At 66.3% G+C, this 25487-nt stretch carries 17 protein-coding genes; 8 read left to right on the top strand and 9 right to left on the bottom strand.

Annotated features, from left to right (window positions below; translation table 11 throughout):
* The first annotated feature begins 27 nt into the window (after positions 1-27).
* On the top strand, positions 28-1320 hold the full coding sequence (locus AC1RKE_RS10040) for a dicarboxylate/amino acid:cation symporter (RefSeq protein ID WP_348683443.1): 1293 nt from the start codon (positions 28-30) through the stop codon (positions 1318-1320).
* Positions 1317-2282 carry a dienelactone hydrolase family protein gene (locus tag AC1RKE_RS10045; protein WP_348683445.1) on the top strand — a complete coding sequence of 322 codons (966 nt, stop codon included), beginning with the start codon at positions 1317-1319 and terminating at the stop codon, positions 2280-2282. The genes AC1RKE_RS10040 and AC1RKE_RS10045 overlap by 4 nt, the downstream gene beginning before the upstream one ends.
* Positions 2283-2336: 54 nt before the next feature.
* Here the strand turns inward: AC1RKE_RS10045 and AC1RKE_RS10050 are convergent, their stop codons facing one another.
* Both AC1RKE_RS10050 and AC1RKE_RS10055 read right to left on the bottom strand, forming a co-directional pair.
* Positions 2337-4913, bottom strand: coding sequence for a M14 family metallopeptidase (locus tag AC1RKE_RS10050; protein WP_395941996.1), 2577 nt, complete (start codon positions 4911-4913; stop codon positions 2337-2339).
* 627 nt (positions 4914-5540) lie between these two features.
* Positions 5541-6842 carry an MFS transporter gene (locus tag AC1RKE_RS10055; protein WP_348684693.1) on the bottom strand — a complete coding sequence of 434 codons (1302 nt, stop codon included), beginning with the start codon at positions 6840-6842 and terminating at the stop codon, positions 5541-5543.
* A 68-nt stretch (positions 6843-6910) separates the two neighbouring features.
* On the opposite strand from AC1RKE_RS10055, the gene AC1RKE_RS10060 reads away from it, so the two are divergent.
* Complete coding sequence (locus AC1RKE_RS10060; RefSeq protein ID WP_152949854.1) at positions 6911-7153, top strand: TonB-dependent receptor plug domain-containing protein; 243 nt, start codon at positions 6911-6913, stop codon at positions 7151-7153.
* Here the strand turns inward: AC1RKE_RS10060 and AC1RKE_RS10065 are convergent.
* Positions 7135-8709 (bottom strand): sodium/sugar symporter, encoded by a 1575-nt coding sequence (locus AC1RKE_RS10065; protein WP_183215991.1) that lies wholly within the window; start codon positions 8707-8709, stop codon positions 7135-7137. The two genes, AC1RKE_RS10060 and AC1RKE_RS10065, sit on opposite strands and share 19 nt — an antisense overlap.
* A 422-nt stretch (positions 8710-9131) precedes the next feature.
* Between AC1RKE_RS10065 and AC1RKE_RS10070 the strand changes: the two genes are divergently transcribed.
* The 4 genes from AC1RKE_RS10070 (at position 9132) to AC1RKE_RS10085 (ending at position 14695) form a co-directional block, all read left to right on the top strand.
* On the top strand, positions 9132-12062 hold the full coding sequence (locus tag AC1RKE_RS10070; protein ID WP_395941995.1) for a TonB-dependent receptor: 2931 nt from the start codon (positions 9132-9134) through the stop codon (positions 12060-12062).
* Between the two features lie 64 nt (positions 12063-12126).
* The gene (locus AC1RKE_RS10075; RefSeq protein WP_395941994.1) at positions 12127-13416 is read left to right on the top strand and encodes a purple acid phosphatase family protein; all 1290 of its coding nucleotides are present in this window, start codon (positions 12127-12129) and stop codon (positions 13414-13416) included.
* Entirely contained in the window at positions 13416-14291 is an 876-nt protein-coding gene (locus AC1RKE_RS10080) for a glycerophosphodiester phosphodiesterase family protein (RefSeq protein WP_348684594.1), read from the top strand. The genes AC1RKE_RS10075 and AC1RKE_RS10080 overlap by 1 nt, the downstream gene beginning before the upstream one ends.
* 146 nt (positions 14292-14437) lie before the next feature.
* Positions 14438-14695 (top strand): phospholipase domain-containing protein, encoded by a 258-nt coding sequence (locus tag AC1RKE_RS10085; RefSeq protein ID WP_183215984.1) that lies wholly within the window; start codon positions 14438-14440, stop codon positions 14693-14695.
* On the opposite strand, the gene AC1RKE_RS10090 is transcribed toward AC1RKE_RS10085, so the two are convergent.
* The 3 genes from AC1RKE_RS10090 to AC1RKE_RS10100 form a co-directional block, all read right to left on the bottom strand.
* Complete coding sequence (locus tag AC1RKE_RS10090) at positions 14679-17684, bottom strand: TonB-dependent receptor (protein WP_348684595.1); 3006 nt, start codon at positions 17682-17684, stop codon at positions 14679-14681. The two genes, AC1RKE_RS10085 and AC1RKE_RS10090, sit on opposite strands and share 17 nt — an antisense overlap.
* A 157-nt stretch (positions 17685-17841) precedes the next feature.
* On the bottom strand, positions 17842-18825 hold the full coding sequence (locus tag AC1RKE_RS10095) for a FecR family protein (RefSeq protein ID WP_395941991.1): 984 nt from the start codon (positions 18823-18825) through the stop codon (positions 17842-17844).
* Positions 18822-19325 (bottom strand): sigma-70 family RNA polymerase sigma factor, encoded by a 504-nt coding sequence (locus AC1RKE_RS10100; protein ID WP_348684398.1) that lies wholly within the window; start codon positions 19323-19325, stop codon positions 18822-18824. Before AC1RKE_RS10100 ends, AC1RKE_RS10095 begins: the two co-directional genes overlap by 4 nt.
* Before the next feature lie 245 nt (positions 19326-19570).
* On the opposite strand from AC1RKE_RS10100, the gene AC1RKE_RS10105 reads away from it, so the two are divergent.
* On the top strand, positions 19571-21076 hold the full coding sequence (locus AC1RKE_RS10105) for a tryptophan halogenase family protein (protein ID WP_348684397.1): 1506 nt from the start codon (positions 19571-19573) through the stop codon (positions 21074-21076).
* Here AC1RKE_RS10105 and AC1RKE_RS10110 read toward each other — a convergent pair.
* The 3 genes from AC1RKE_RS10110 to AC1RKE_RS10120 are packed head-to-tail and all read right to left on the bottom strand — an operon-like array spanning position 21040 to position 25438.
* Complete coding sequence (locus tag AC1RKE_RS10110; protein ID WP_348684396.1) at positions 21040-22581, bottom strand: PepSY-associated TM helix domain-containing protein; 1542 nt, start codon at positions 22579-22581, stop codon at positions 21040-21042. The genes AC1RKE_RS10105 and AC1RKE_RS10110 overlap by 37 nt on opposite strands.
* A gap of 2 nt (positions 22582-22583) precedes the next feature.
* Positions 22584-23159, bottom strand: coding sequence for a hypothetical protein (locus AC1RKE_RS10115; RefSeq protein ID WP_182713685.1), 576 nt, complete (start codon positions 23157-23159; stop codon positions 22584-22586).
* Positions 23156-25438, bottom strand: a complete 2283-nt coding sequence (locus AC1RKE_RS10120) for a TonB-dependent receptor (protein ID WP_348684395.1) — start codon at positions 25436-25438, stop codon at positions 23156-23158. The genes AC1RKE_RS10115 and AC1RKE_RS10120 overlap by 4 nt, the downstream gene beginning before the upstream one ends.
* Positions 25439-25487: the final 49 nt, after the last annotated feature.

The raw sequence follows: 25487 nt of genomic DNA on the forward strand, positions 1-25487 counted from the left end.
CTCGTCCGGGCCTCTCTGGAAATCGACATGTCCTCCCTTGCGCCTTCGGCGGGCTTGGCCCGACCGGTGCGGATCGTCACGCGCCTATGGTTCGCCACGCCGCTGTGGCGACGGATCCTGCTGGGTCTGGGGCTGGGCGTGCTCGCGGGCCTGGTGCTCGGAGAACGCGCCGAGGATCTGAAATGGATCGGCGACCTCTTCGTTCGGCTGATCCGCATGTTGGTGACCCCGCTGGTGTTCGTGACCGTCGCCGCCGGCGTGTCGGCCATGTCCGACCCGGCGCGTCTCGGAGCGGTCGGTCTCAAGACCATGGTTCTCTACTTCGGCTTGATGCTGGTGGGCGCCGCCGTCGGTCTGGGCCTGGGCGCGCTGATCCAGCCGGGCGCCGACGTCGATCTAGCGGGCGTCGCGCCCGCGCCTCTGGCCGACGCACAGGATCTCGCCGCCGTCCTCGCCGACATTGTGCCTTTGAACCCTATCGCGGCCATGGCCGAGGGCGACATTCTCGCCGTCATCTTCTTCGCCTTGTTGATCGGCGCCGCCCTGTTGGTGACGGGCGAGGACGGACGCCCCTTGCAGAAAGTTCTGGAGTCCGGATCGGCCGTGCTTCTGCGCGTCGTCCAGTTCGTAATGGAGCTGGCGCCGTTCGGCGTCTTCGCCCTCATCGCCTGGGTGATGGGAACCAGCGGGCCGTCGGCCTTCGTCAGCGTCCTGCGGCTGTCTTGCTGTGTTGTTGTCGGCGCGGCGTTTCAGACCTTCATCGTTCACGGCGCCGTACTGCGTCTTCTGGCGCGAACGCCGGTTCTGCCCTTCTATCGCGACATCGTAGACGCGGTGGCGGTGGCCTTTTCGACCTCGTCCAGCGCCGCGACCCTGCCTGTGGCGCTGCGGGTGGCCCAGAGAAATCTCGGCGTCAGCCCGGCGATCGCCTCGACGGTCTTGCCGCTCGGAGTGACCCTGAGCATGGACGGCGCCGCCCTCTACGTCGGCCTCTTGGCCGCCTTTTCCGCCCAGGTTTTCGGCGTGGCCCTGGGGCCAGCCGACTATCTCGCCATAATGGCGGTCACCGCCATGGTGGCCCTGGGCGCCGCGCCCGTGCCTTCGGCCTCCCTGTTTCTGCTGGCGGCAGTGCTTTCAGTCATCGGTCTGGGGCCGGAGCAGACGGCCTTGATCGTCGGCTTCATCCTGCCCTTCGATCGGCCCCTGGACATGATCCGCACCGTGCCGAACTGCACCAGCGACCTGGCCGTCGCCGTCGCCGTCGCGCGGATGGAGGGCGAACTGAATTTCACAGCCTACAAGGAGAGACCGCTCGAATGACCCGTCCTCAACGCCATCTCTCGGCGCTCCTCGCCGCCCTTCTGGCCGCGGCGCCGGCCGTCCAGGCGCAGGAGCAGCCGCAAGCCCCGCTGAACTCTGATGCAGTTCACCACACGGCGATATCGAACGCCGTCGTCCGGCAGGGCTCGGCCACGGCTGAACAGCGGCTCGGCGAGCGGGTCGTGTTTCGCAGCATGGACGAGCCGCGAACCGAACTGGTCGGCTATCTGTTCCGGCCCGAGGGACCAACGCCCGAATCCGGCGCGCCGGCGGTCGTCCTGCTGCACGGCAGGGGCGGGGTCTATTCGTCCCTGGCCGACGGGGTCTATGAGGCGCGGAACCTGACGCTGCGACTCAAATTCTGGGCCGCGTACTGGACCGACCGGGGGTACTACGCCCTTGTCGTCGACAGTTTCGGGCCGCGAGGCTATCCGACCGGTTTCGCGGCCGGGACCTACAGTTCGCGACCGCCAGAGATCAACGAAGTGACGATCCGCCCCCTGGACGCCTATGGCGCGCTGCGGTTCCTGCGCAGCCTGGAGGGGGTGGCGGATGACCGGATCGGCCTGATGGGCTTCTCCAACGGCGCCAGCACTGTCCTTTCGGCCTTGGCTGACGACAAGCCCGGCGACATGCGGCGGATAGGCTTCCGGGCGGGGCTTGCCCTCTATCCGGGCTGCGGCCTCCAGGGACGGTTCCGGCGGGAGTACAAGGCCTATGCGCCGGTCGAGGTCTTCATGGGAACGGCCGACCAGGAGGTGTCGCCCGAAAGCTGCCGGACCCTGGTTGATCGCGCCCAAGCGGCGGGCGCTTCAGTGAACCTGACCCTCTATCCGGATGCGGCCCACGGATTCGACGATCCCAGCCGCAGCCGCCAGGCGGTCGCCGCCAACGCAGCCGCGACTGAGGATCTTCGCGGCCGCGTCGATCGCTTCTTCGAAGTTCAGCTGGCGCCCCGCTGACTCCAGATCCAGGCGGGCAGGGGCGTCGGCGTCCGGCCGACGCCCCTTTCAGAGTCAGGAGCCCGCCGCTGTCGCCGGGCCGTAGAACAGGGCGTTGAACAACAGCCGCACCGAGGCCCGGGCCTGCGCGCGATTGATTACGTCCGGCCCCAGGATGATCAGCCGACCCTGCCCCATAGGCGCATCGACCACGGCGGCGGCGCCGGCCAGTTTCTCGGGCCCTATGGCCCAGCCGCTCGACACCACAGGGGTCGCTGGGTAACGGGCGGCGATCCGGGCGCCGTCGCGCACGGTGAAGGCCGCGTTCTCGTCGAAGAAGACATCCAGTCGCGCCGGCAGGCCGTAGGCCAGGGGCTCGGCCGGATCGACGTCCATCGCCAGCAAGGCGCCGGGGATGAAGAAGTCGGTGGAGGGCAGGGGCCTGTCCGCGTTCGAGAGCACGTCCTCGATCGGCGCCCCCAGGGCCAGGGCCAGTTTATGGGCCGATCCTGCGGTCACGATCGTGCCCCCGGCCTCGGCGAAGCGGGTCAGTTGCGGCAGGGTCTTCTCTCGCGTCACGGCGCCCAGCCAGGAACGATAGGCCTCGGGAATCGTCTCGGGATCCGGCTGTCCGCGCCCGCTCCCGTTGGGGAAGTCGCCGGGCAGCAGATCAGGCGCGAACACCAGGACGTCGAAATCCCTGTTCAGGTCACCTGCGTCGAGACGCTGGGGGTAAACGACCTCGAAGGGGAACTCGAACTGCTCCAGCAGCCAACGGGTCCAGCCTGCGGACATGGAGCCGCCGTAGCGATCCACCAGACCGATCCGCACCGGCTTCAGCGCCATGGCGTCGCCCGCCGGCGCGCGCGACACCGCCTCGGCGTTCAGGCCCAGCTCGGCGACCGCCTGTTCGACCAGGACGCGCGACGTCTCGCTTTCCGGAATCCACAGGGCCCCGGGCGCCAGGGTGCGCGCGCCGAGACGAACCTCGGTCTTCTGCCAGAACACCGGCTGCCCCGCCTTCAGCAGACGGTTGCTCAGGATGAAGCTGTCGATCGCTGCATGATCGACGACGAAGCCCGCGTCGCCCCGTCCGCGAATCTTACCGGCGGGCACGGCGATCAGGTCCGGCACGCGCTCCAGCGGCGCCTCGAACGGATCGAGAATCCGGTCGAACCTCACCCCCATCTGCAGCGCCAGCGTATAGCCGGTCGCGTCATAGGGCAGGACCGGGGGACCGCCGGGATATCGCAGGTCGTGCGGATGATCCTGCGGTTCGAACATGTCCAGCACATGCGGCCGATAGGCCTGGTTCGTCCGCACGACGAACGACCCCGCCGGATAGGAGGTTCCGGCGATGGAGAAGGCGCGGGTCGCGCGATCCACGTCCACCCCGGTCTTGATCAGGCTGTTGAGGAAGGCGATCGCCGTCGGCAGATCGGCCTGGTCCGCCGGGATGACATAGGCGCGCGGATCGCGCAGCGCCGGATCACGCAGCACCTTGTCGTAAAGGGCGGGATCGGCGGTGCGGCCGGTCTGGCCCGCAGCCGCCTTCAGGGCGTCGATCCGCGACGGCGTGACGCGCCAGGTGTCGGTCTCGCCCCGCGCGATGGCGTTCGCCCCCATACGCCAGATGTTGAACAACAGCCGGTCGCGATTGCGCGAGGCATAGTCCAGCACCGCCCGATTGATCGACAGCGAATAGTCGATCGACTGCCGGAACCGCCAAGTCTGCGGCGCGATCGGGGCCGGCAGATCGTTCCGCGGCAACTGGTTGTCCGGAACCAGGGCGATGCGGCTCGGCGTCGGGTGCCCGGTGATCTCCGTCAACAGGCCGATGGCGTTATGAAAATAGGTGATCGACCGCTCCATCCCGTTGTTCCAGGTCGAATAGGGGGCGCCGCTGCGCATGGTCGCGCCGGGCTTTCCCTCGGCGACCAGCCGGTTGTGCATGGCGGCGGCGACTTCCGACAGGGTGGTCATCGCCAAGGGGTCGTAGTTGTAGTTGAAGGGATCCCGGAACGGCGGCATGAACACGACCGTCCCGGCCGGCGCCGGCTGATGGTGGTTGTAGACGATCTGAGGGAACCACTCCCGGAACAGCATCCGGTTGACGTTGGTCGTCTCCGTCATCGCCGACAGATAATAGTCGCGATTGTTGTCGTGGCCGACGTAGGCCTGATAGAGGCGCGGCAGGCTGGCAAACTCCCGCTTCTCCGGGTCCTCCTCCCGCATGTACCAGTCCGCCACCAGATCCCAGCCGTCCGGATTCAGTGGCGCGAACAGGATGATGACGTCGTCCAGCACCCGCAGGGCCTCGGGATCCTGAGCTGTCACCCATTCATGGACGGCGGCGATCAGGGCCTGGGGCGGCACGGTCTCGGTCGCATGCAGGCCGCCGTCGATCCAGACCACGGCCTTGCCCTCGGCCGCCAGGGCGCGCGCCTCGGCTTCGTCCACGCCTTCGGCCTTGGCCAGACGGCGGGCGATGTCGCGATAATGATCCAGGCGGGCGATGTTCGCCGGAGACGAGACGGCGGCCACATACTGCGTCCGCCCCTCGGTCGTCTTGCCGACCTCCATCAGCTTCATGCGGTCGGACTGGGCGGCGAGCGTGTGGAGATAGGCTTCGAACTGCCGATAGTTGATCAACTGATAATCGTCGCCGACGTCATGTCCAAACGCCGCATTCGGGGAGGTGATATGGTCCGTGTGAGCGGCTGCTGGTCCCCCAAGCAGCGCGCTCGCGATTACAATCGCCGCCAAAATTCGGTTTAACATCTTCTATCTCCGTTCCCGTCCATTGATTTGGACGCACGGCGACCCGGGTTTCCTCCAACCTGGCAACGCAGGCGCTCTAGGAAACGCATCGCACAAACGGGACCATGTCGCGGAGCTTGTCTCCTGGCAGGGCCGTCGGGTTTTCTAGATCCACGGTCGGCAATCGCACTCCTTTGGTTGGGACCCGCAGACGCTAGCTCGCTTGGGTGATCGACGCCATCGGTGGTGTTCACGACGCCGCCATAAGAGTGGCCCACCAGAATAACGTCGCCCTATTCCGGTCCTGCGCGAGGTCGATGGAACCTCCTTGGTCGCTACGCCCGACCACGAGCCGGCCGCCATGATCGCCTATGTGGAGGGACTTGGGCGCCGACCGGCCGTCAAGCCGACGGCGCCCGACTGAGCCTTTGATCTGTGTCAGGCCGGCTGTCGGATCCGCGCCCTCGCTTTCCCATATGATCGGCCAGATCGCGACATCAGATGGGATGTCGACGCTGTTCAGGATGTGCGAGGTGGTGATGCGCCCATGGTTTCGGAAGCCAGCGTGTCGCCCGTTTCGCGAGGCGCAGCCCGTCGCGCCAGAATGATCATTCCTATCGACGTCAGGACGGGGCCGGCGGCCATGAACCCGCGCAAACCCTCCGGGGTCACGCCCGGATGAATTGCGGCGGCGACGATCAGCACGCCCAGCGCCAGGGTGATTTTCGCCAGGGCGCTGAAGATGGCGAAGGCGAGGCCCTGACGGTGGGCCGGAAGGCGGGACGCCCAGTCGCTGAAGCTGGCCCATTTCGCCATGCCCAGCCCGCCGTTGCCCAGGCCGAACAGCCAAGCGCCGGCGATGAAGGCGATCGGCGCGTCGAACGGCGCCAGGAGGAAGACCACGGCCCCGGCGGCCTGGAGCAGAGCCGAAACCGTGAAAAGGGCGATGCGGCGGGACGGAGGAAAGATCATGAGCCAGAGCGGTTGGCCGCAGCAGACGCCTGCGGCGGCGGCGATGATGAGGGCGCCGCCCGTCGTCGATGACGCGAAGGCGCGGGTCGCGAAGTAAGGCTCCAACTTCTGAAACAGAGAAGGGCCCAACATCATCAGGACCATCATGGCGAACAGGGGCCATAGGGCCGCCAAGCCGAGGCCCGATCTCTTCAACGGAGACTGCACGTGAAGGTCGGCTGTATCCGTTGGGCCCCTGAGGCGCCGGTTCAACAAGATCGCCGTCGTGATGGCGATCAGGGCCGCGATCAGCGCCAGGGCGATGAGAATGACGCCGCCGCCGCCGCGCCGCTCAGCAGCGATCAAGGGACCGACCACCACGGCCACGCTCAGATTGCCCAGGCCGCTGGCGAAGATGCGCGTGACCGCGACACGCGACCGCGCCTCAACCTCTGCGGTCGCATTGGCCATCAGGGAGGTTTGAGAGACGTCATAGACGGCGAAGGCGAGGCGAAACAGGACGCCCGTCGTCAGGGCCCAGCCGACGCGCATCGGAAAGGGAAGCAGGGCGGTTGCGACCACCCCCACCAAGGCGACGCCGCTAAAGATCGCGCCGAGGGATTGCAGGCCAGCTGCGCGCCTCATGCCCGCCGACCGGCGAAACAGGATGCGCCCAGCCTGAAGATCGAAGATCGCACTGATAAGAAAACCGATCGCCAAGACGCCGGCCATATGGGCGGGCGTCAGACCTGCAACCTCGGTCAGAAAGAAGGCGAACAGAACCTCTCCGCCGTACCAGAACAGACTCTTTCCGTAGTGAGCTGCACCATAGACGGCGGTTGTGGACCACCGGTCACGCCTGCCCAGCACCGAAACGCCCCCTGTCTCCCGGAAGCTTTTCTGACGCGTCCTAGAGGCTTTCACCTTAGCAGCCGCTTGTGACGGTCTCGCAACTGGGGCGCTGGGCGTCGCCGCAGCCAATCTGGGCGGTTTGGGCAGGCAATACCTTAGTCCTGGTCAATGGACGAGGCATCGCCGGCGCGGCCGGGATCAAAGACGGTTTCGCAAACCTGAGCGGTATTCCGCTGAGCGCCGCGGAGCGCGCGGATATCACCCAGGCGGGTTCCTCGGCCGTTTACGGATCAGACGCCCGTCGCTCACCTCACCACCAGATCGAATAGACCAGGATCAGGAAGGCGATGACGCCGACCCCGGCCAGGTTGAAGCCGAGCGAGGTCTTGTAGCTGATCTTGTCCAGCTTGATCTTCATGGCGTCGGGCTTGGCCGGCGCCAGCAGCGATACGACCACCGCCGCGATCAGCGAGACGATGAAGACGACGCCGACGCGGTTCATGAAGGGGAAGATGAACTGACCCGTCTCCTGCAGCCACCAGAAGACGGCCGACAGAACCACCGAGCCGATGGCGGCGGTCAGGGCGCCGGCTTCGGACGCGCGCTTCCAGAACAGGCCCAGCATGAAGATGACGACGATGCCCGGCGTGAAGAAGCCCGTGAACTCCTGGATGAACTGGAAGGCCTGGTCGAAGCCGCCCAGCAGGGGACGGGCGGTCAGGATGCCGATGATCACGGCGGCGACGGCGGCGATGCGGCCGACCGTGACCAGTTGATGCTCGGGCACGTCCTTCTTGATCTTGGCGTAGAGGTCCAGGGTGAAGATGGTCGAGATCGAATTCACCTTGGACGCCAGCGAGGCGATGATGGCGGCGATCAGGGCGGCGAAGACCAGACCCTTAAGACCGACCGGCAGCAGGTTCATCATCGACGGATAGGCCTGGTCCGGCGCCGGCAGGTTCGGGGCCAGCACCAGGGCGGCCATGCCGGGCAGGACCACGATCACCGGCATGAGCAGCTTCAGATAGGCGGCGAAGGCGATGCCCTTCTGGGCTTCAGGCAGGGACTTGGCGGCCAGGGCGCGCTGGATGATGTACTGGTTGAAGCCCCAGTAGCTGATGTTCATGATCCACAGCCCGCCCAGCAGGACGGCGATCCCCGGCAACTCCTGATAGTGAGGATTATCCGGCGACAGGATCATGTCGAACTTGTCGGGGAACTCGGTCAGCAGGGTGTTGAAGCCGGCCAGCGCGCCGCCCGCGCCGCCGATGGTCGACAGGGCGATGAAGCCGATGATCAGGCCGCCGCAGACCAGCAGGGCCACCTGGACGATGTCGGTCAGGGCCACGGCCTTCAGACCGCCCCACAGCTGATAGGCCAGGGCGAAGACGCCGATGGCGACGATGGCGTAGTCCTGGTTGAAGCCCGTGACCGTGTGAACGGCGATGGCGCCCAGCCACAGGATCGAGGTCACGTTCACGAAGACGTAGAGCAGCAGCCAGAAGACAGCCATCACGTTTCGGATCGTCGGCCCGTACCGCTGCTGCAGGAACTGCGGCATGGTGACGATCTCGTTGCGCAGGAAGATCGGCAGGAAGAATTTCCCGACGATCAGCAGGGTGAGCGCCGCCATCCATTCATAGGAGGCGATGCCCAGGCCGATCACATAGCCGGACCCGCTCATGCCGATGATCTGTTCGGCCGAGATGTTGGCCGCAATCAGCGAGGCGCCGATAGCCCACCACGGCAGGCTCTTGGAGGCCATGAAATAGTCGGTGGAGGTCTTCTGCTCGCCGCCCTTGCTGCGAGAAACCCACTGGGCCAGGCCGAAGATGAAGACCGCGTAGATCGCCAGGATCGCCAGATCGACGCTTGCGAGCGACATAGTGTATCCCCCCGTTCGGCCCATTCATTCGAGCTCGAACCGGAGCCTAGGTTAGGCCCCTGAACGTCGCAACGATTTTGATAGATGCGGCTGGACGTGCTGGAGCCGCTGTCCTTGGGGGGAGGCGGCGATGACCCGCTCGCAGATGTCGGCCGCCCGCGTCCTGCACGCGGCCTCTGGCCTGATGTTCTACGCTCCCTTGGAAGAGATTCCCGAGGACGAGCGTGATGCGACGCAGCGGTGGTCCGGCTCCGCTCAGGCGGTCGCCAAGTCGATAAGGCGTGGGCGGCGCCATCCAGGATTGCCCGTTCGGTAAGGATCGGCGACGCAGAGATGAAATGTTGATGACGCCTGTCAGCTTGGTCTGATCGCTCCGTCTCTCTGTCGTCTGCGCCTTCGGCAGACCTCGGGGGATCACACCAATGAACATCAAATCGCGCTATCTGGCGGCGGCGGGAAGCCTGGCCCTGGTCGCGGCCTTCCCGCAATGGGCGGCCGCCCAATCGCAGTCGCAGTCGCAGTCACGGTCCGCCACGACCGAGGCGGAAGAGGTCGCACAGCCCAATCCCGCCGTCCTGGATGACGTCGTCGTCACCGGCTATCTGCAAGGTCTGCGTCGGTCGATCGACGAGAAACGCAAGAACGACATGATCTCGGACAGCGTCAGCGCCGACGACATGGGCAAGCTGCCGTCGTCGAACCTGACCGAAGCCGCATCGCGCATTCCCGGCGTCTCGGCCGTTCGCAACCACTTCACCGGCGAAGGCGACCGGGTCGTGATCCGGGGCATGGCGACCGAGTACAACGCCTATGCCGTCAACGGCGTCCGCATGGGCGGCACGGGGTCGCCGAACGACAACTTCTTCCGCGGGGTCCGGCTCAGCTTCCTGCCGACCTCGGGCGTGGACGCCATCACCGTCTATAAGAGTCTGCTCCCCTATATGGACGGCGACGCCATCGGCGGGACGATCGACATCAAGACGCCGACGGCCTTCGATTACGCCCCGACCTATGCGGCCGGTTCGATCGAGGGAACCCTGCTGCAACAGCGCGATGACCGAACCTCATGGGCGGCGGACGTCGCCTTGGGCAAGCAGTTTTCGGACCGGTTGGGTCTCTACGTCACCGGCAACTATTCCGAGCGCGGGTCTCAGTTCGAGCAGATCGGCAACTCCGGGGACAACATGCCCCGCACCTGGTACAGCACGACCCACAGTCTTGATTTCGATCCCAAAACCTTCGTCGCGCGGGGTCTGGAGATGTCCACCGGCGACACGGATGTGACCCGCTGGGGTTTCAACGGCTCGTTGGACTACCGCGGCGACAACCACAGCTTCCACCTGCGTGGTCAGTACAATGAATATGAGGAAACGCAGTTCAGGAACCGTCTGAACTTCCGCAACGAAGGCGGAGGCAAGGTCTCGGCCCGTCTGGAGCAGAAGGACCAGACGCGAGGCGACCTGGTTCAGCCCGCTGACGCCGTCGTCGGCTACGACCCCAAGCTGGGGGCGATCTACAACTACACCCCCGCCCAGATCGTGGACCGCGACAATGACGGGAAGATCACCGACGCCGACAAGGGCGCCGCCGGCTTCTACAGCCTGAACGGCGCCTCGGGCGTCTGGGACCCCAAGGGCTTCCGTCTGCGCCGCTATTGGGAAGGCGGCACGACCGAGGGCGTGCTGCAACTGATCAACCTGGGTGGCGAAAGCCGGTTCGGCGCCTTCACCCTGGACTATGACGCTTCCCACTCGGAGTCCGAGGACAACATCATCGACAGCTACGACATGTATTTCGGCCGCAACGCCTATCTGTGGAAAGGCAATGAGGGGGTCGAGATCGTCAGTCAGGATGATCCGCAGTATTTGAAGTGGGTGCTGAACCCCGCCGGCATGGCCGCCGTTCAGGATCTGAAGGAATACACCGCCTCCGGCCTGAGCGGCGAATACGGCGGCGCCAAGGAGACCTTGAATCAGGCCCAGTTCAACCTGCGCTACGAACCCGCCGGGTCCTGGCTGCAAGAGGTGCGGGTCGGCACCAAATACTACAAGTCCGAGCGTGAACGCCGTCAGGGCACGCTGATCGATCTGGCGCCCACGGGAACCATGGCTGACTATTCGGCCCTGTTCGGCGAACCGGTCACGGACATGTTCGACGGCCGCTACACCGGCCTCTACCAACTCGGCGCCGTGATCGACACGGACAAGATGATGGCCGAGATCGATCGCGCCAAGGCAGGGAACTCCACCCTGCTGGCCCTGAAAGAGACGGAGTCGCTCGATTACGCCTCCACCTGGTTCTACGACGAACAGGTGGTGTCGGCCTATGTGATGGGCACGGCTCGCTTCGGCGCCGCCGAGATCATCGCCGGGGTTCGAATGGAGGACACCGACAACGAAATCCGCGCCTGGACGGAAGATCCGGTGCGGGGCGAAGACTACGCCCTGGACAACACCGGCTTCACCAACTGGCTGCCGTCGGTGCATCTGAACTATGATCTGACGCCCAGCGCCAAGCTGCGGGCGGCGATCTGGACCAGCGTGTCGCGCCCGGACATCAACCGGATGACCTCGGTCAAGGAATACAGCTACGACCAAGATCCCGACGGCGACGGCAAGACCAATCCGACCACGGAGTGGGTCCTGACCGGCATCGTGCAGGGCAATCCCGAACTGAAGCCGATGACCTCGATCAACTATGATCTGTCAGCGGAGTATTACAACGGGCGGACCGGCGCCTATTCGGTGGCCCTGTTCTACAAGGACCTGGACAAGTTCCTGTACCGGTCATCGTCCTCCGTCATCCAAGACGGCACCTTGGGCGAGTTCGACGATCCGTCGGGCGTCTCCGTCTCCATGCCGATGAACGGCCGCAAGGCCGAAATCCACGGCGTGGAGATCAACGCCCGTCAGCAGCTGCATTGGCTGCCCGCGCCGTTCGACGGCCTGGGCGTGGCCCTGAACGCCACCATCCAGCGTTCGTCGGCCGAGACCGGCCTGTCCTGGCATCCGCAGGGTTACACCCTGCCGTTCATGGAGACCCCAGACCACATCGTGAACCTGGAGCTGTTCTGGGAACGCAACGGCTGGGAGGCCTATGTCGCCTATAACTATCAGGACAAGTCGCTCGAAGACATCGAGGACTTCGGCAACGACCCCTATGAGCAGGACTACCACTTTGTGGACCTGATGATGCGGCGTCAGATCACGCCGAACCTGACGGCGACCTTCAAGGTGCAGAACCTGATGGACAGCTATACCTACTACTACACCTTCGGCTCCGGGAAGGGCGGCGTTCGCGACTATATCGAGAACGGCCGCTATCTGAGCCTGAACCTGAACTGGCGTCTCTGACGACGCCCGGCCGCTCGCGGAAGACACCGCGAGCGGCCTTTTCTTCTCCAACCGAGGTATTCCCATGCGCCTGTCCCTGCGCCTCGCCGCGGCCCTGTCTTGCAGCCTCCTGGCCTTCGCCGCTGTCCCGCCCGCCCAGGCTGAGAGCCTGCCCGAACGGGTCATTGTCAACCTGACCGAAACGCCGGCCACCAGCCTGGCCTTCAACTGGCGCGCCGAAGCCGGGGGCGGGGAGGGGTTTATCGAATATGCGCCCCTGACGCCCGGACCGGCCTATCCTCAGACTGCGGTGCGGATCGCGGCGAAACGCACCGCCGCCGCCTTCACGACCCGCGATCAGGAGCAGGTTTCCGCCGACTACTACAGCGTCCAGCTGACCGGCCTGACGCCGGACACCCAATATGTCTATCGCGTCGGCCGCGAGGGCGCTTGGTCGGCGTGGCGTCAGGTCAGAACCGCCGCCGCCGAGGCCCGCCCCTTCACCTTCCTCTATGTGGGCGACGTCCAGAACGACATCCGCTCGATGGGCGGCCTGGCCGTGCGTCGCGCCCTGCGTCAGACGCCGGACGCGGCCTTCATGCTGTTCGCCGGCGACCTGATCAATCGGGCTGACAATGACGGGGAATGGGGCCAGTGGTTCGACATGGACCCGCATCGGCTGGCGGAGACCCCGTCGCTGATGACGCCTGGCAATCATGAATATATGAAGCCCGAAGGCGCGGAGGCGCAGCAGCTGGCGCCCCAGTGGCGGCTTCAGTTCAACCTGCCGGACAACGGCCCCTCCGAATGGCTCAGCGAAACCGTCTATCGCGTCGATTATCAGGGGGTGCGCGTCATCTCGCTGGACGCCGACATGATGGATGAAGACCCTCAGTCGGCACGTGATCAACTGGCCTGGCTCGAGGGTCAGTTGACGGACAATCCGGCGCGCTGGACCGTCATCCTGATGCACTATCCGCTCTATTCGACGGCTAGGGGCCGAGACGGCGCCGAGTTGCGGGCGGTGCTTCAACCCGTGCTGGATCGCCATCACGTCGATCTGGTCCTGGCCGGTCACGACCACACCTATGGACGCGGGCGGCCGCACGATCAGGGCCCGGTCTATATGGTCTCCAACATCGGGCCCAAACAGTATCCGCTGGGCGACATCGACTGGCCAGTCCGCAAGGGCAGCGGGATTCAGGTGTTCCAGCAGATCGAGGCGACGCCGGATCGGCTGACGGTGCGGGCCTTCACTATGGACGGTCTGCTGTACGACGCCTTCCAGCTCGACAAGACCGGCCAGGGCGCGGCGCGCCTGACCGACCTTAAGCCTGCGACCCCGGAGCTGATCCTGCGACGGGAGGACCGGTGATGCGCCGGCGCGTCGGTCTGGTCGGGCTGATCGCGATCGCGGGGCTGGCGGCGGCGCCGGCCCTGGCCGATCCGGTCTGTGGAGAGACTGCGGCCATGTCGCGTCTTCAGACCGACCTGGCCCAGCCGCGCGGCGTCTTGCTGATCGCGGCTCACCGGGCGGGGCATCTGGATGCGCCGGAGAACTCTTTGGCCGCCGTCGATGAAGCGGTGCGCGAGGGCGCCGACATCGTCGAACTGGACGTCAAGGTCTCGGCCGACGGCGTGCCCTTTCTCATGCATGATCGGACGGTGACGCGGACCACCGGCGGCGTCGGCGAGGCGGAAAGCCTCACCCATGGCCAACTGCGGGATCTGCGATTGGCGAACAGCGCCGAACCGCCGCCGACCCTGGTTGAGGCTCTCCGCAGGACGTGCGGTCGGGTGCTGGTCGATCTGGATATGAAGACGGATCGCGTCGCGGCCGTGGTGGCGGTGGTGGAAGGACTGGGGATGACCGACCAGGTCGTCTTCTTTGACTCGGACGGAGAGGTGCTACGGGCGGTGCGACGGCTCCTACCGCGCGCGCACGTCATGCCGCGCGTCGATCGTCCAGACGGTCTAGGGGCCGCGCTCGCGGGACTTGCGGATGTGGCGATCGTGCATGGCGATCCCGACTCGCTGACCCCGGACCTTCGGCGCGGCGTGCGCGGCCTGCCGGCGCGGATCTGGGTCAACAGCCTGGGCGAGGTGGATCACGCCGTGGCGAGCGGCGCGCCGGATGTCTGCGCTCGTCTGGAGGGGCTGCTGGCGATGGATGCCAACGTCATCCAGACCGACCGACCGCGCGCATTGCGGCGCGCCGCGGCCGACTGCGGGCTTTCGGCGCGTCCGTGATGGAGGTCCCGCCGTCATGGGGGGACTGGAGGCGCGACGCCCCGGATTCGTCCCGCGTGCGGTCAGGCGGCTTTGGCCGGTCCAGCACAGGTCCGACCCCCGATCCGGTCGGCGGCCGGTTCAAGGCGGCGTCGGCGTCGGTGCGCGTGAGGACGCCCCGCCGGGGGCGGGGACTGATACTCGAGATCGTGCTGGGCGAGGACGCCTGGTTCTGTGTCAGCGACGAGGCGGGCCTTTATCCCACGCGCCGCCACAGGGTCAGCGCCGGCGCGCCCTTGCGCCTTCGCCTTCCGGTTCGGGCGGACGGCGGCTACGACCTGACCGTCTCGCGCCTGGGCGGCGACTTCAGGCGGCGATTTTCGGGGCGGCTGGCGTCGAAAGACCAGGTCAGAAGCTGCGGCTGATCGCCAAGGTCACCGTGGGCCCAGTACGGATGTATTCGCGCAGATCCTCCGATCCCGAACCGAAGGTGTACCAATAGGTATGACTGTTCAGCAGATTGCGGACCTGGATCGAAGCGAAGCCGTCTGCGCCCCACCGCCGCCGAAGACTGACGTCCACAAAGCTGTAGGGCTGTTCATACGGGTCGTTGGCGAAACTATCCATGCCTTCCAGGAAGCCCGACTGGCGGTTCCAGCCGGCCGCCGCCTCCCATCCGCCGCCTTGCCAGAACAGTTCGACGCTCGCCAGGGTCTCGGGCGTCTCGGTGAAGGGGAGACGATCGCCGCGGCGCCAGCTGATGTTGGCGTCGGCGCGGCTGAGCTGCCAGGTCAGATTGGCCGAGACGCCCAGGCCGTCCAGCGGCGCGGGCGCCCAGTCCAGGTTGTGACGGATCGCCAGTTCCATTCCGCTTATCCGCGCCTTGCGCCCGTTGGCGTAGGCCCGCACGGGCGCGCCATGCTCCTCCCCCCGCTCTATCAGCCCGCCGTCGCGGATCGAGCTGGTGGAGGCCCGATAGAGGAAGTTGCGGATATCCTTGTGAAACAGGGCGGCTGACCAGGCCGTTGATCGACCATAGCGTTCCAGCGACAGATCATAGCCGACCGCCTCCATGGGTTTCAGATCCGGATTGCCCTGGCGGATTTCCTGAAGGGTCCACTCGGTCTTGGGATTGGTCTTGCCGTCGCGGTCGGGGTCCTGGTCATAGACATACTGCCGCGCCGTCGTCATTCGGGCGATGTCGGGCCGGGCGAAACTGGTCCAGACCGCAGCCCGCAACACCCTGTCGCCGTGAAAGGAGCGGCGTAGGTGCAGCGACGGCAGCACATTGGTGAAACTGTTGCGGCGATGGTCTCGGCCGTCGCCGCGAAGCGCGTCCAGGATGGGATAGCTGACGTCGGATCGGGTGTGTTCGATCCGGACACCGCCCGTGATCTGGGTCTCATCCCATCGGGCGGCGGCCATGACATAGGCGGCGGCGTCCTGTTCCTTCAACCGAAAGCGTTCTGTGTCGGTCTGAGCCTTGAATTTGGGATCGATGGTGAAATAGGCGCTGTCCCCGCGATAGGCCCGGTCGATCTCGGCCGCCATCCGCCGATTGTCCAGGACGACGCCCAGGCGGTGGTCGCCGACATAGCGGCCGTCGAACAGGTCGGTGACCGGCGTACCGAACAAGCCGGCCAGGTCGGCCAGGGTTTCCGGACCGATCAGGTCGGGCCGGGCGGCGCCCGAGTTGCGGCGGCTGGAGCGCATGTAACGGCCCCCGACTTGTATCGACTCCAGCCAGCCGCTGGGCGGCGTATAGGTCAGATCGAACTGCGCCTGGCCCAGGGTTTCGGACGTGCGCTCCCACTCCTCGCCCAGATGTCTGAAATCAAAGGCGGCGGGGTCCTGAACCGCAGCCATGCCTGCGGGGTTGAGCCCCCACAGGCGAAAGCGCGGGTCGCCCGGCTCGATCACCTGCATCCCGCGATTGCCCAGCCATTCGACCGCGTCCGTCCGGAACTCCAGAAGCGCGCCGTCGTCCAAATCATCCCTGGACCGCGACAGCGACAGGTCGTAGGCGATCCGCCAGGGACCGCCCCATCGCCGTCCGCCCAGGGTCAGGGAGGACAGGAGGCCGGATTCGCGGGTCGATTCCCAGAACCGTCTCAATCGGAACCCCATCGGATCCCACACGCCCGAAGCGCCGGCCAGGCTGTAAACGGAGCGGACCTTGCGGTCGGCGTCGGTGATCCGTCCGTCTCCGTCCACATCCTTCACGTCTGCGGTCGAATAGCCGTAGATGCGCCCCAGGCTGGGATCAGACCCAACCGCCATGGCGTCCGGCTGAGCCAGACCGGTTCTCCGGCTGTCCACCTGGACCAGCCGCTCGGTCCCCGCCAGGCCGTCGTTTCGGAAGTTCAAACGGTTTCGATACTCCTCGCCCTCATAGCGGTTGTACTGAAGCCGCAGGTGAAGATCCTGCTGTGCGCCGCGCCAGTCCAGGCTTCCGTTCAGACCCAGGCGACGCACCTGGGTCTCGCCGACCGCCAACTCCATGCCCCTCATGACGAACTGGTCGAAATCCCAGCCGGTCGAATAGACGGTGTCGAACCAGACCGGCGGCAGGTCGTCGCTGTCGCCGCCGACCATCTCAAACTGCGAGCGGGCGTCGCTCCAGTTGGCGGCGACGAACAGACCCAGCCGATCGCCGAACCGATGCGAAATCGCCAGGGCCGCCTTGCCCGATTTCGGTCGGTCGAACCGGGTCAGCCAGCCTTGCTCGACCGACAGCCGCACATGGTCGTGGTCGGTGTCGAAGGCTGTGGGGGTCTGGATGTCGATCAGCCCGCCCAGGGCGTCGCCGTCCAGATCGGGCGTCAAGGTCTTGCGCACGATCAGGTTCTGGATTCCCTCGGGCGGCAGATAGCTGAGACGGACGCCGCGATAGAATTTGTCCGCCCGCGACCCGGCGCCGCCCAAACGTACGCCGTTGATCCGATAGGCGTTCCATTCGGTGGACATGCCCCGAACCGTCAACCGGTCGCCTTCGCCGGTCTGATGGTTGCGGACGGCGTTGACGCCGGGCAGACGGGAAAGACTTTCCGCCAGATTGTTGGTCGGCAGCAGGCCTTGATCGTCGGCGCTGACCACGTCGCTGACGCCGTCATAGGCGCGTTTGATCGCCAGGGCCTCGTCGATCGCGCCTTTGCGTCCCAGGACCACCACCTCTTCCAGCTCGGCCGCGGGCTGGGGCTGGGGCTGGGGCTGGGGCTGAGCGCGCTCGACGATCAGGGTCTGGCCCACGATCCGGCCCCTCAGATCGGGGTGGGCGGCCAGCAGCCGGTTCAGGGCGGTCCAGGCGGTGGTTCGGGCCTGTATGCCCGGCGTGCGGCGGCCACCCACCAGATCGGCGTCAGCCAGCACAGCCAGACCCGATTGGCGCGACAGCGCCCGAAGAGCCTCGGCCATAGGGCCGCTGGAAATCTGAAATCTATGGGCTGTTCGGTCAGGTGTGGACTGAAGGTCCCGAGCTTCAGCCTGTGCCGGCGAAAGCCCCGCCGCAAGCCACAGGCTCGTCACCGCTACGGCGCTCCACAGCCTTGCGCGGCCCGCACCCATGCCTGCCTTACCGCTCGATCAGCAGACGGCCGGAGGCTTCCCTGCGAAGGGTCAGGCCCTGCATGTCCGCGATGGTGGTCAGGACGTCCTGAGGCTCAGAGGCGGCGAACCGCCCGCTGATCCGGCGGCGGCTCAAGGCGGGATCGGCCAACTCGGCCTTCAGCCCCGGCGATCGGCGCTTCAACTCGATCAGCAGGTCGGCCAGGCTCATATTGTCCGCGTCGATCCATCCCTCGGTCCAGTCCGGCGTGGTCACATCGGCGTCGAGCCGCTGGATCGGCCCGGCGGCGCCGTCGCTCAGCAATCGGCGGCCGGCGTTCAGAACCTGGCGGCGCTCGGGATGGTTCAGTGGAACCACCTCGACCCGACCTTCCAGAACCGTGACCTCCACCGCCCCGCCGCTGCGTTCATCGACGTTGAAGCGCGTGCCCAGGGCCGTGATGCGGTGGGTCGCCGTTAGGACGGAAAACGGACGTTTGGCGTCCTTGGCCACTGAGAAGAAGCCTTCGCCGCTGAGCCAGACGTCGCGCCGCTCCGGTCCGAAGGCCGTGCGGACGCGGCTGTCGCCGTTGAGCTGGATCAGGGAGCCGTCCTCCAGCGCCGCCTGAAGACTTTGCCCCGCCACGCCCTCCAGCCTTTGTTCGACGACGACGGGCGCAGACGGCCACATCAGCACGGCCAGCGCCGCGCAGGCCGCCGCCGCTAAGCCGCCAACCCAAAGCCGTGAAGACCAGCGGTGGAACAGCCGAGGCGCAGGATGGAGGCCGACGCGCCGAGAACGTCCGGCTTCGGCCGCCAACCGCGCAGTGACCGCGGCAAGGGCGGGATCGGTCAGCAGGCGCTCCTGGGCGTCCAACAGGCGCGCGCGGTCCGGGGCCTCCGCAAGCCAGGCGCGCAGCGCCTGGTCAGCCGCTGCGTCCATCTCGCCGCAGCGGCGCCGGTCCGCCCACAGGGCGGCTTGTTCTTCCGGGGTGGGCGCAGACGGCCTCATCGGGTGCGCTCCATGTCCACCGCGCGGCGGACCTCGACGGCCGCGCGGCTGAAGTGTTTCTGGGCCGCCTCGACTGAAATGTTCAGCCGTGTGGCGATCTCAGCGTAGCTGAGATCAGCTGACTGTCTCAGCACGAAGACTTCGCGCCTCAGCCGCGGCATGCGCTGAAGCGCACGGGTGAAAAGGTCCGCTCTCTGCTTCATGTCGAGAACCTCGAATGGAGAGGGGGCGTCCGACGCCGCCGCCTCGTCGATCGCCTCTCCGGCCGAGGGAGAGGCGAGGCGCCTGCGATCGCTCAGCAGGTTCAGGGCCACCCGGAAGGCGTAGGCCACCGGATCCTTCAGCGGCGCAGTCTGAGATCGCGCCAGGACGCGGGCGTAGGCCTCCTGACTAATGTCGTCGGCGTCCTCATCATTGTGGACGCGGCTGCGGACGAAGGCGCGCAGACGCACGGCGTTCTTGGCCAGCAGTCGTCCCGTACCCAGATCCTGAACCGACATCCCACCTCCGCGGGCCCACCCGTTGGGCCGCGCTTTTACGGCTCAACGATGACGTTCCGAAAACAGTCCGGCGAATAATCGCGGCGACGCCCTTCGCCGGCCAAGACGGTCAGGTGGTCATTGACCAGAAGGGCCGACGACGGGGGTGACGTCTCTGGACGCATCGCCCGAATTGCCGTGATCGCCGCTCTTGCCGAGTCGCGTCGCTTGCTGCCAACCTGCCGGAAAAACGAGGAAATGCCAGCGTGCGCCAGTTGAAGAAGATCCTGATCGTCGGGGGCGGTTCGGCCGGCTGGATGGCGGCGGCCTTGTTCTCTCGACTGTTTCGGGGGCTTTACGACATCACCCTGATCGAATCGGAAGCGATCGGCACGGTCGGCGTGGGCGAAGCGACCATTCCGGCGATCAAGACCTTCAACGCGCTGATCAATCTGGACGAGGCCGACTTCATGCGGCGGACCCAGGCCAGTTTCAAACTGGGCATCCAATTCAACGACTGGGACCGGATCGGAGCCAGCTACATCCACGGCTTCGGCGTCATCGGGCGCGATCTGGAGTGGCTGCGCTGCCACCAGTACTGGTTGAAGATGCGCGCTGCGGGTCGCGCGTCGGACTTCGCCGCCTATTCGATCAATACGGCGGCGGCCTTGCAGAACCGTTTCATGCGGGCCGATCCCCAGAGAAATGGTTCGCCGCTGGGCCATATCGCCCATGCCTTCCATTTTGACGCCGGTCTTTACGCCAAATATCTGCGCGGCCTGTCGGAGGCGGCGGGGGTGCGACGGCGCGAGGGCAAGATCGCCTCGGTTCAGTTGCGGCCCGACGACGGCTTCGTCCAGTCAGTGACGATGGAGGACGGGGCGGTGGAGGCGGCCGATCTCTTCATCGACTGCTCGGGCTTTCGCGGCCTGATCATCGAAGAGGCGATGAAGACCGGCTATGAGGACTGGACCCATTGGCTGCCCTGCGACAGGGCCTTGGCCGTGCCCTGCGCCCGCACCGAACCCTTCACCCCCTACACGCGCGCCACCGCCCGGCCGGCCGGATGGCAGTGGCGCATTCCGTTGCAGCACCGCACCGGCAACGGCCACGTCTATTCCAGCCGCTATATGGACGAGGCGGAGGCCGAACGGATTCTGCTGTCCAATCTGGATGGGGAACAGCTGGCCGAACCCAATCGCATCCGTTTCGTCGCGGGCAAGCGACGCCAGGTCTGGAACAAGAACTGCGTCGCGGCCGGTCTGGCCTCCGGCTTTCTGGAGCCTTTGGAATCCACCAGCCTGCACCTGATCCAGTCGGTCCTGACCCGTCTGGTGCGACTGATGCCGGACGGCGGTTTCGACCCGACCACCATCGCCGAGTTCAATCGTCAGATGGATTTCGAATATGAGCGGATCCGCGACTTCGTCATCCTGCATTACAAGGCGACCTATCGGGACGACACGCCCTTCTGGCGGGATTGCCGCGACATGGCCGTTCCCGACACCCTCCAGCGCAAGATGGACCTGTTCCGCGCCAACGGCCGGGTCTTCCGGGAGGACGACGAGCTGTTCACCGAGGAAAGCTGGATCCAGGTCTTCCTGGGCCAGGGTGTGATCCCCGCCGGCTATGATCCGCTGGTCGACGTCACGCCCGAAGCGGAGATCGAGCGGTTCCTGAACGATGTGGAGACGGTGATCGGCAAATGCGTGGCGGTCATGCCGTCCCACGCCGACTATGTGGCCCGGGTCTGTTCCGCGGTCGCCGCCTGACTCGTCCGGCGGATTGCAGGCCTTAGAACCGTCCAGGCCAGGAGGGCGGCGATGGCGGCCAGGGCGCCGTTCATGGCCCAGGCGGCGGAGTCTTCGTAATGGGCGCCGTGGCGAACCAGGTGTGTCAGCACGACCAGCCCCAGGGCGACGGCGGAGACGAGCCGCAGGATGCGCGACAAGCGCGCCGGTTCGACCCAGACTGACAGTCCCAGGGTCGTCCCCGTGACCAGACCCCAGACCAGCAGGGGCGTCGAGGCGGCGGTGGAGGACAAGCCCAGGACAATAAGGGCCGAGGCGGCGAAGGCGAGGGGTTGGCTCCAGACGGCGCCGATCCAGATCCGTTCCCATCGCGGGGCGGGGCGGCCCTTGTCGCGTCGCCGCGCCAGCCAGATGGCGACGCCGCTGGCCGTCACCGCCGTCAAGGCCAGACCCAGCAGTCCATAGGCGATCTTGACGACGATGCCGCCGAACCAGCCGAAATGCAGCGGCCCCAGGGAGGCCAGGATCTTTTGCCCCAGGTTCGGCTCAGCCGTGCGGCTGATGTCGAGCAGGCGACCCCGTCCGTCGAAATAGAGGTTGGAGCCCGCCATCACCCGATTGGGTTTGGCGACATTGACCACGACCGTCTGTCCCTGTTCGGCAGGATGTTCGATGCTGATGAAGGTCGGCCGCGCATCGGGCGCCAGCCGCTGGGCCGCCTCGACGGCGGCGGCCAGATCGGGCGGGGCGACGGCCGGGCGCGGATCGTCGGGAATGACCGGAACGAACAGGGCGTAGGCCTTGGAGGTGTCGCCCTGGAACATGGCCAGGGCCAGAATTCCGACGATGAGGGTGCTGAGGCCCAACAGGGCGCCCGTCAGCGAGACGATGACGTGAAAGGGCAGGGCCCACACACCCGCCCGATTGTGCAGATCGGCTTCCTGCAGCCGCTTGGCGCCGCCCCAGCGTAGATGAAAGGCGTCCTTGAACACGCGCGGATGGGCCAGGACGCCAGAGATCAGCGAGGACAGAAGGGCGACCCCCGTCAGGCCTACGACGAAGCCGCCCCAGGCGCGGGGCAGATGCAGGGCGGTGTGCAGCAGGACCATGAACTCAGTCCAGACGGCCTCGCCTTCATCCCCCAGTCGCCCGGCCGCATCCGCGGCGTAGGTATGCTCCACGCCGTCGGCGTCCGTGCTCACCGTCAAGCGAGGCAGGTCCGGGGTGGGGGGCAGGATGCGGACATGCTCCACCGTCGTCGAGGAACGAGCGATGGCCTGTTCCATGGCGGTCTGCAGGGCGGCCGGCGTCACTGCGGCGATGGGCGTCGCATTCGGCTGTTCCCAACGCTGGAACTCCCGCGCGAAGACGGCGACCGATCCTGAGAAACAGACCAGATAGATCAAGGCTGCGAAGGCCAGGCCGAGGGCGGAGTGGCCTGCCAGGACGGACCGGACGAATCCAGCCGGGACCTTGGGCCAGATGGGCTTGCCGGCCTTCTTGGGATCGAGGCGGTTGTCCTTCATCGTCAGAACCCCTTGAGCATGGCGGCGGCGAAGGTCGCCAGGCTGACACCGACCAGGACGGCGGTGGCGCGCAGGATCTTGTCGTCGGCCAGGGTCCAGGCCATGGCGGCGCCCCACAGCAGGGGCGCCAGCAGCCCGCCCAGCACCAGCCGGGTCTCGGCCGCGCCGGGACAGAAGGCGACGAAGGCGATGGCGGTGCCCATGGCGGCGATCATGCCGATCGGTCCGGCCAGAAGAGCCCGAAGCCAGCCGCGCCAGGCCTTGGCGCCTCGGTTGGACGGTTCGGGCGCCAGGCTGCGTTCGGCCCGTCCGCGCGCGGTGCGCCGCTCCATGCCCCAGGCCACCACCAGAAGGACGCAGACCGAGATCAGCGTCACGGCGATGAAGGGACCGCGCGCCGGCCCCAGCCAGAAGGCGTATGCGAAGGTAAGTGTCGCCAGCAGCGCCCAGCCGCCGACGATCCACAACGGGCGGCGCGCCGAGCGATCCCCCCAGGCGCGGCGCAGCAGCCGCGCCCCGCCGACCCCGCCGGCGATCAGGGGGATCGACGCGAGGAGGGTGGTCGCCTCGGGGCTCACCAGCGCGCCTGAAGCATCAGGCCGACGACCCGCGGATCGCCCAGAACGGCCTGGTTCGTCTGGGCGCGGTCGTAGCTCATATAGTGTTCGTCGAAGAGGTTTTTGGCGTAGACATAGGCGCCCCAGGGGCCGGTCTCATAGCCGATCTTTCCATTGACCAGGGTGCGGCCGCTGACGCGGCTGTCGCCCTGGCTGAATCCGGTGCTGGTGAACACCTCGGATCGATAGTTGGCGTTCAGATTGGCGACGAAGCCGTCGCCCCAGCGGTAGTTGCCGCCCAGGGCCAGGGTCCAACGGGGGGCGAACGAAAACTCCGAGCCGGTCAGATCGCTGGTCTGGCCGTTCACCGTGGTCGTGAACTCGTCGAACTGGGTGCGGGTGTAACCGGCGGAGGCGTACCAGTCGAAGGTGGACGAAAGCCGGTGCGCCGTCTCGATCTCGAAGCCGTACAGATGCGACCGACCGGCGTTGACCGTGTGGCTGTCGTACAGGTTGATGCCGAAGTTCACATTGACCTGCTGGTCGGTCCAATCGACATAGTAGGCGTTGGCGTTGACGGTCAGGGCGCCGTCCAGCCAGGCGGAGCGCAGGGAAGCCTCATAGTTCCAGGTGTATTCGGGATCATAGGCGAACAGCTGGGATCGGGCCGTATTGCTGCTGGATCCGCCGGAACGATAGCCGCGCTGGACGACGAAACCTGCGGTCACGTCCGGCGTCAGGTCGTAGAGTACGCCCAGCTTGGGCAGAAAGGCCTCGAATTCTCGCGTGGCGGGGGGCGTGGCCGATCCCGCCTGGGCCACCATGGCGGCCACCCCGGCATTGATTCCGGTCACAGCCAGATACAGGGGCGAACCCGCCGCGCCGAAGGCCGCCGGATCGGGATAGACGCCGGCGAACCGGGCCGATTGCGTGACCTGGGTGGTGTTTTCCTCATGATCCCAGCGGAAGCCGCCCACGATCGACAGGCGGTCGGTCAGGTTCCACTCGCCGTCGCCGAACAGGGCGTAGGTCGTGACCTGGGCGGGAAAATCGCCCGTATAGTCCACGGGAATGACGGGCAGGACGGCGGCGTATTGGGCGGCGATGGCGGCTGCGGCGGAGGTCGGGAAGCCGCCGGCGCTCAGGAGGCCCGCAATGGTGTTGACCGGCGTCGGCACGTCGGTGCGGCTGGCCGAAATGCGCCTCTGATCGCGATCATAATAGAAGGCGCCGATCAGGCCGTGCAGACGGTCGCCTTGATAGTTGAGGCGCAACTCCTGGGTCAGGGTCTCGAAGTCGTCGCCGTTCTTGCCGTAGCTGACGGCCTGGGCCGTCCCGTCGCCGTCGTACTGAACACGCTGGGCCACATCGCTCCAGGAGGTCACGGCCGAGATCGACAGCCGGTCGGACAGCCTTTGGGTTAGCTCAAGGGTCGCCAGATCGGCCTCGACATGGCTCAGGTTGGCCGTGTCCGAGAAAGCCCGCCGGTTCTCGTAGAAGTCCGGCGCATTGGTGTTGGTGTAGACGAACAGGTAGCCGCCGTCGCTTTCGAACCGGGTGTAGCCCAGGCGCGCCTCGAATCCCGGCAGAGCCTTGGGCGTCCACAGCAGCCGCCCCCGCACCGTCAGACTGTCGACCGGGTCTTCAGGCTGGTCCAGGGTCACATTGTGCGTGAAGCCGTCGCCGTCCCGCTTTTCAGCCGATAGGCGGAATGCCAGCTCGTCCGCGATAAGAGGCCCGCTTCCGGCGACCGCCAATGTGGTTTCGTCAGGCGAGGCGATGGTGGCGCGGGTGCGAAAGTCCCAGTCGAAGGTCGGGTCCACGGTCCGCATCACCACGGCGCCGGCCAGGGCGTTCAGACCTTGCAGCGTCGATTGCGGTCCGCGGAAGACCTCCACCTGACGCATGTCCCAGACGTCGGTCGGACCGTTGAACGTGATGGCGGCGGGCAGGGGCGCGCCATCGACATAGATGGTCGCCAGGGAAGAGTCGCCGCCGCCCGACACGCCGTTGTTGTTGATGCCCCGAATAGTGAAGCCGTTGTGGCCGTAGGTCTCGGACATGTTGGCGGTGCGCTGGAAGATTTCGGCCAGCGACTGGATGGCTTCTTGGTTGATCCGGCGCGCGGTGACGACGCCGACGCTGGTCGGGGTGTCCTGCAACGAGCGATCCGTCTTTTCGCCGGTGACGACGATCTCATCCAGCGTCGTCGTCTGATCGACCGTTTGCGCCCTGGCCCCAAGCGGGCTCAGAGCCAGAACGGCGATGGCCGTAGAGGCCAGAAGGTGAAGTCGCGACATGGCATCCCCCGCTCGCTGAGTTCGTGCGGAGCGCCGTAAAAGGGCCAGT

This window comes from Brevundimonas sp. GW822-FHT03E11 (assembly GCF_058801445.1).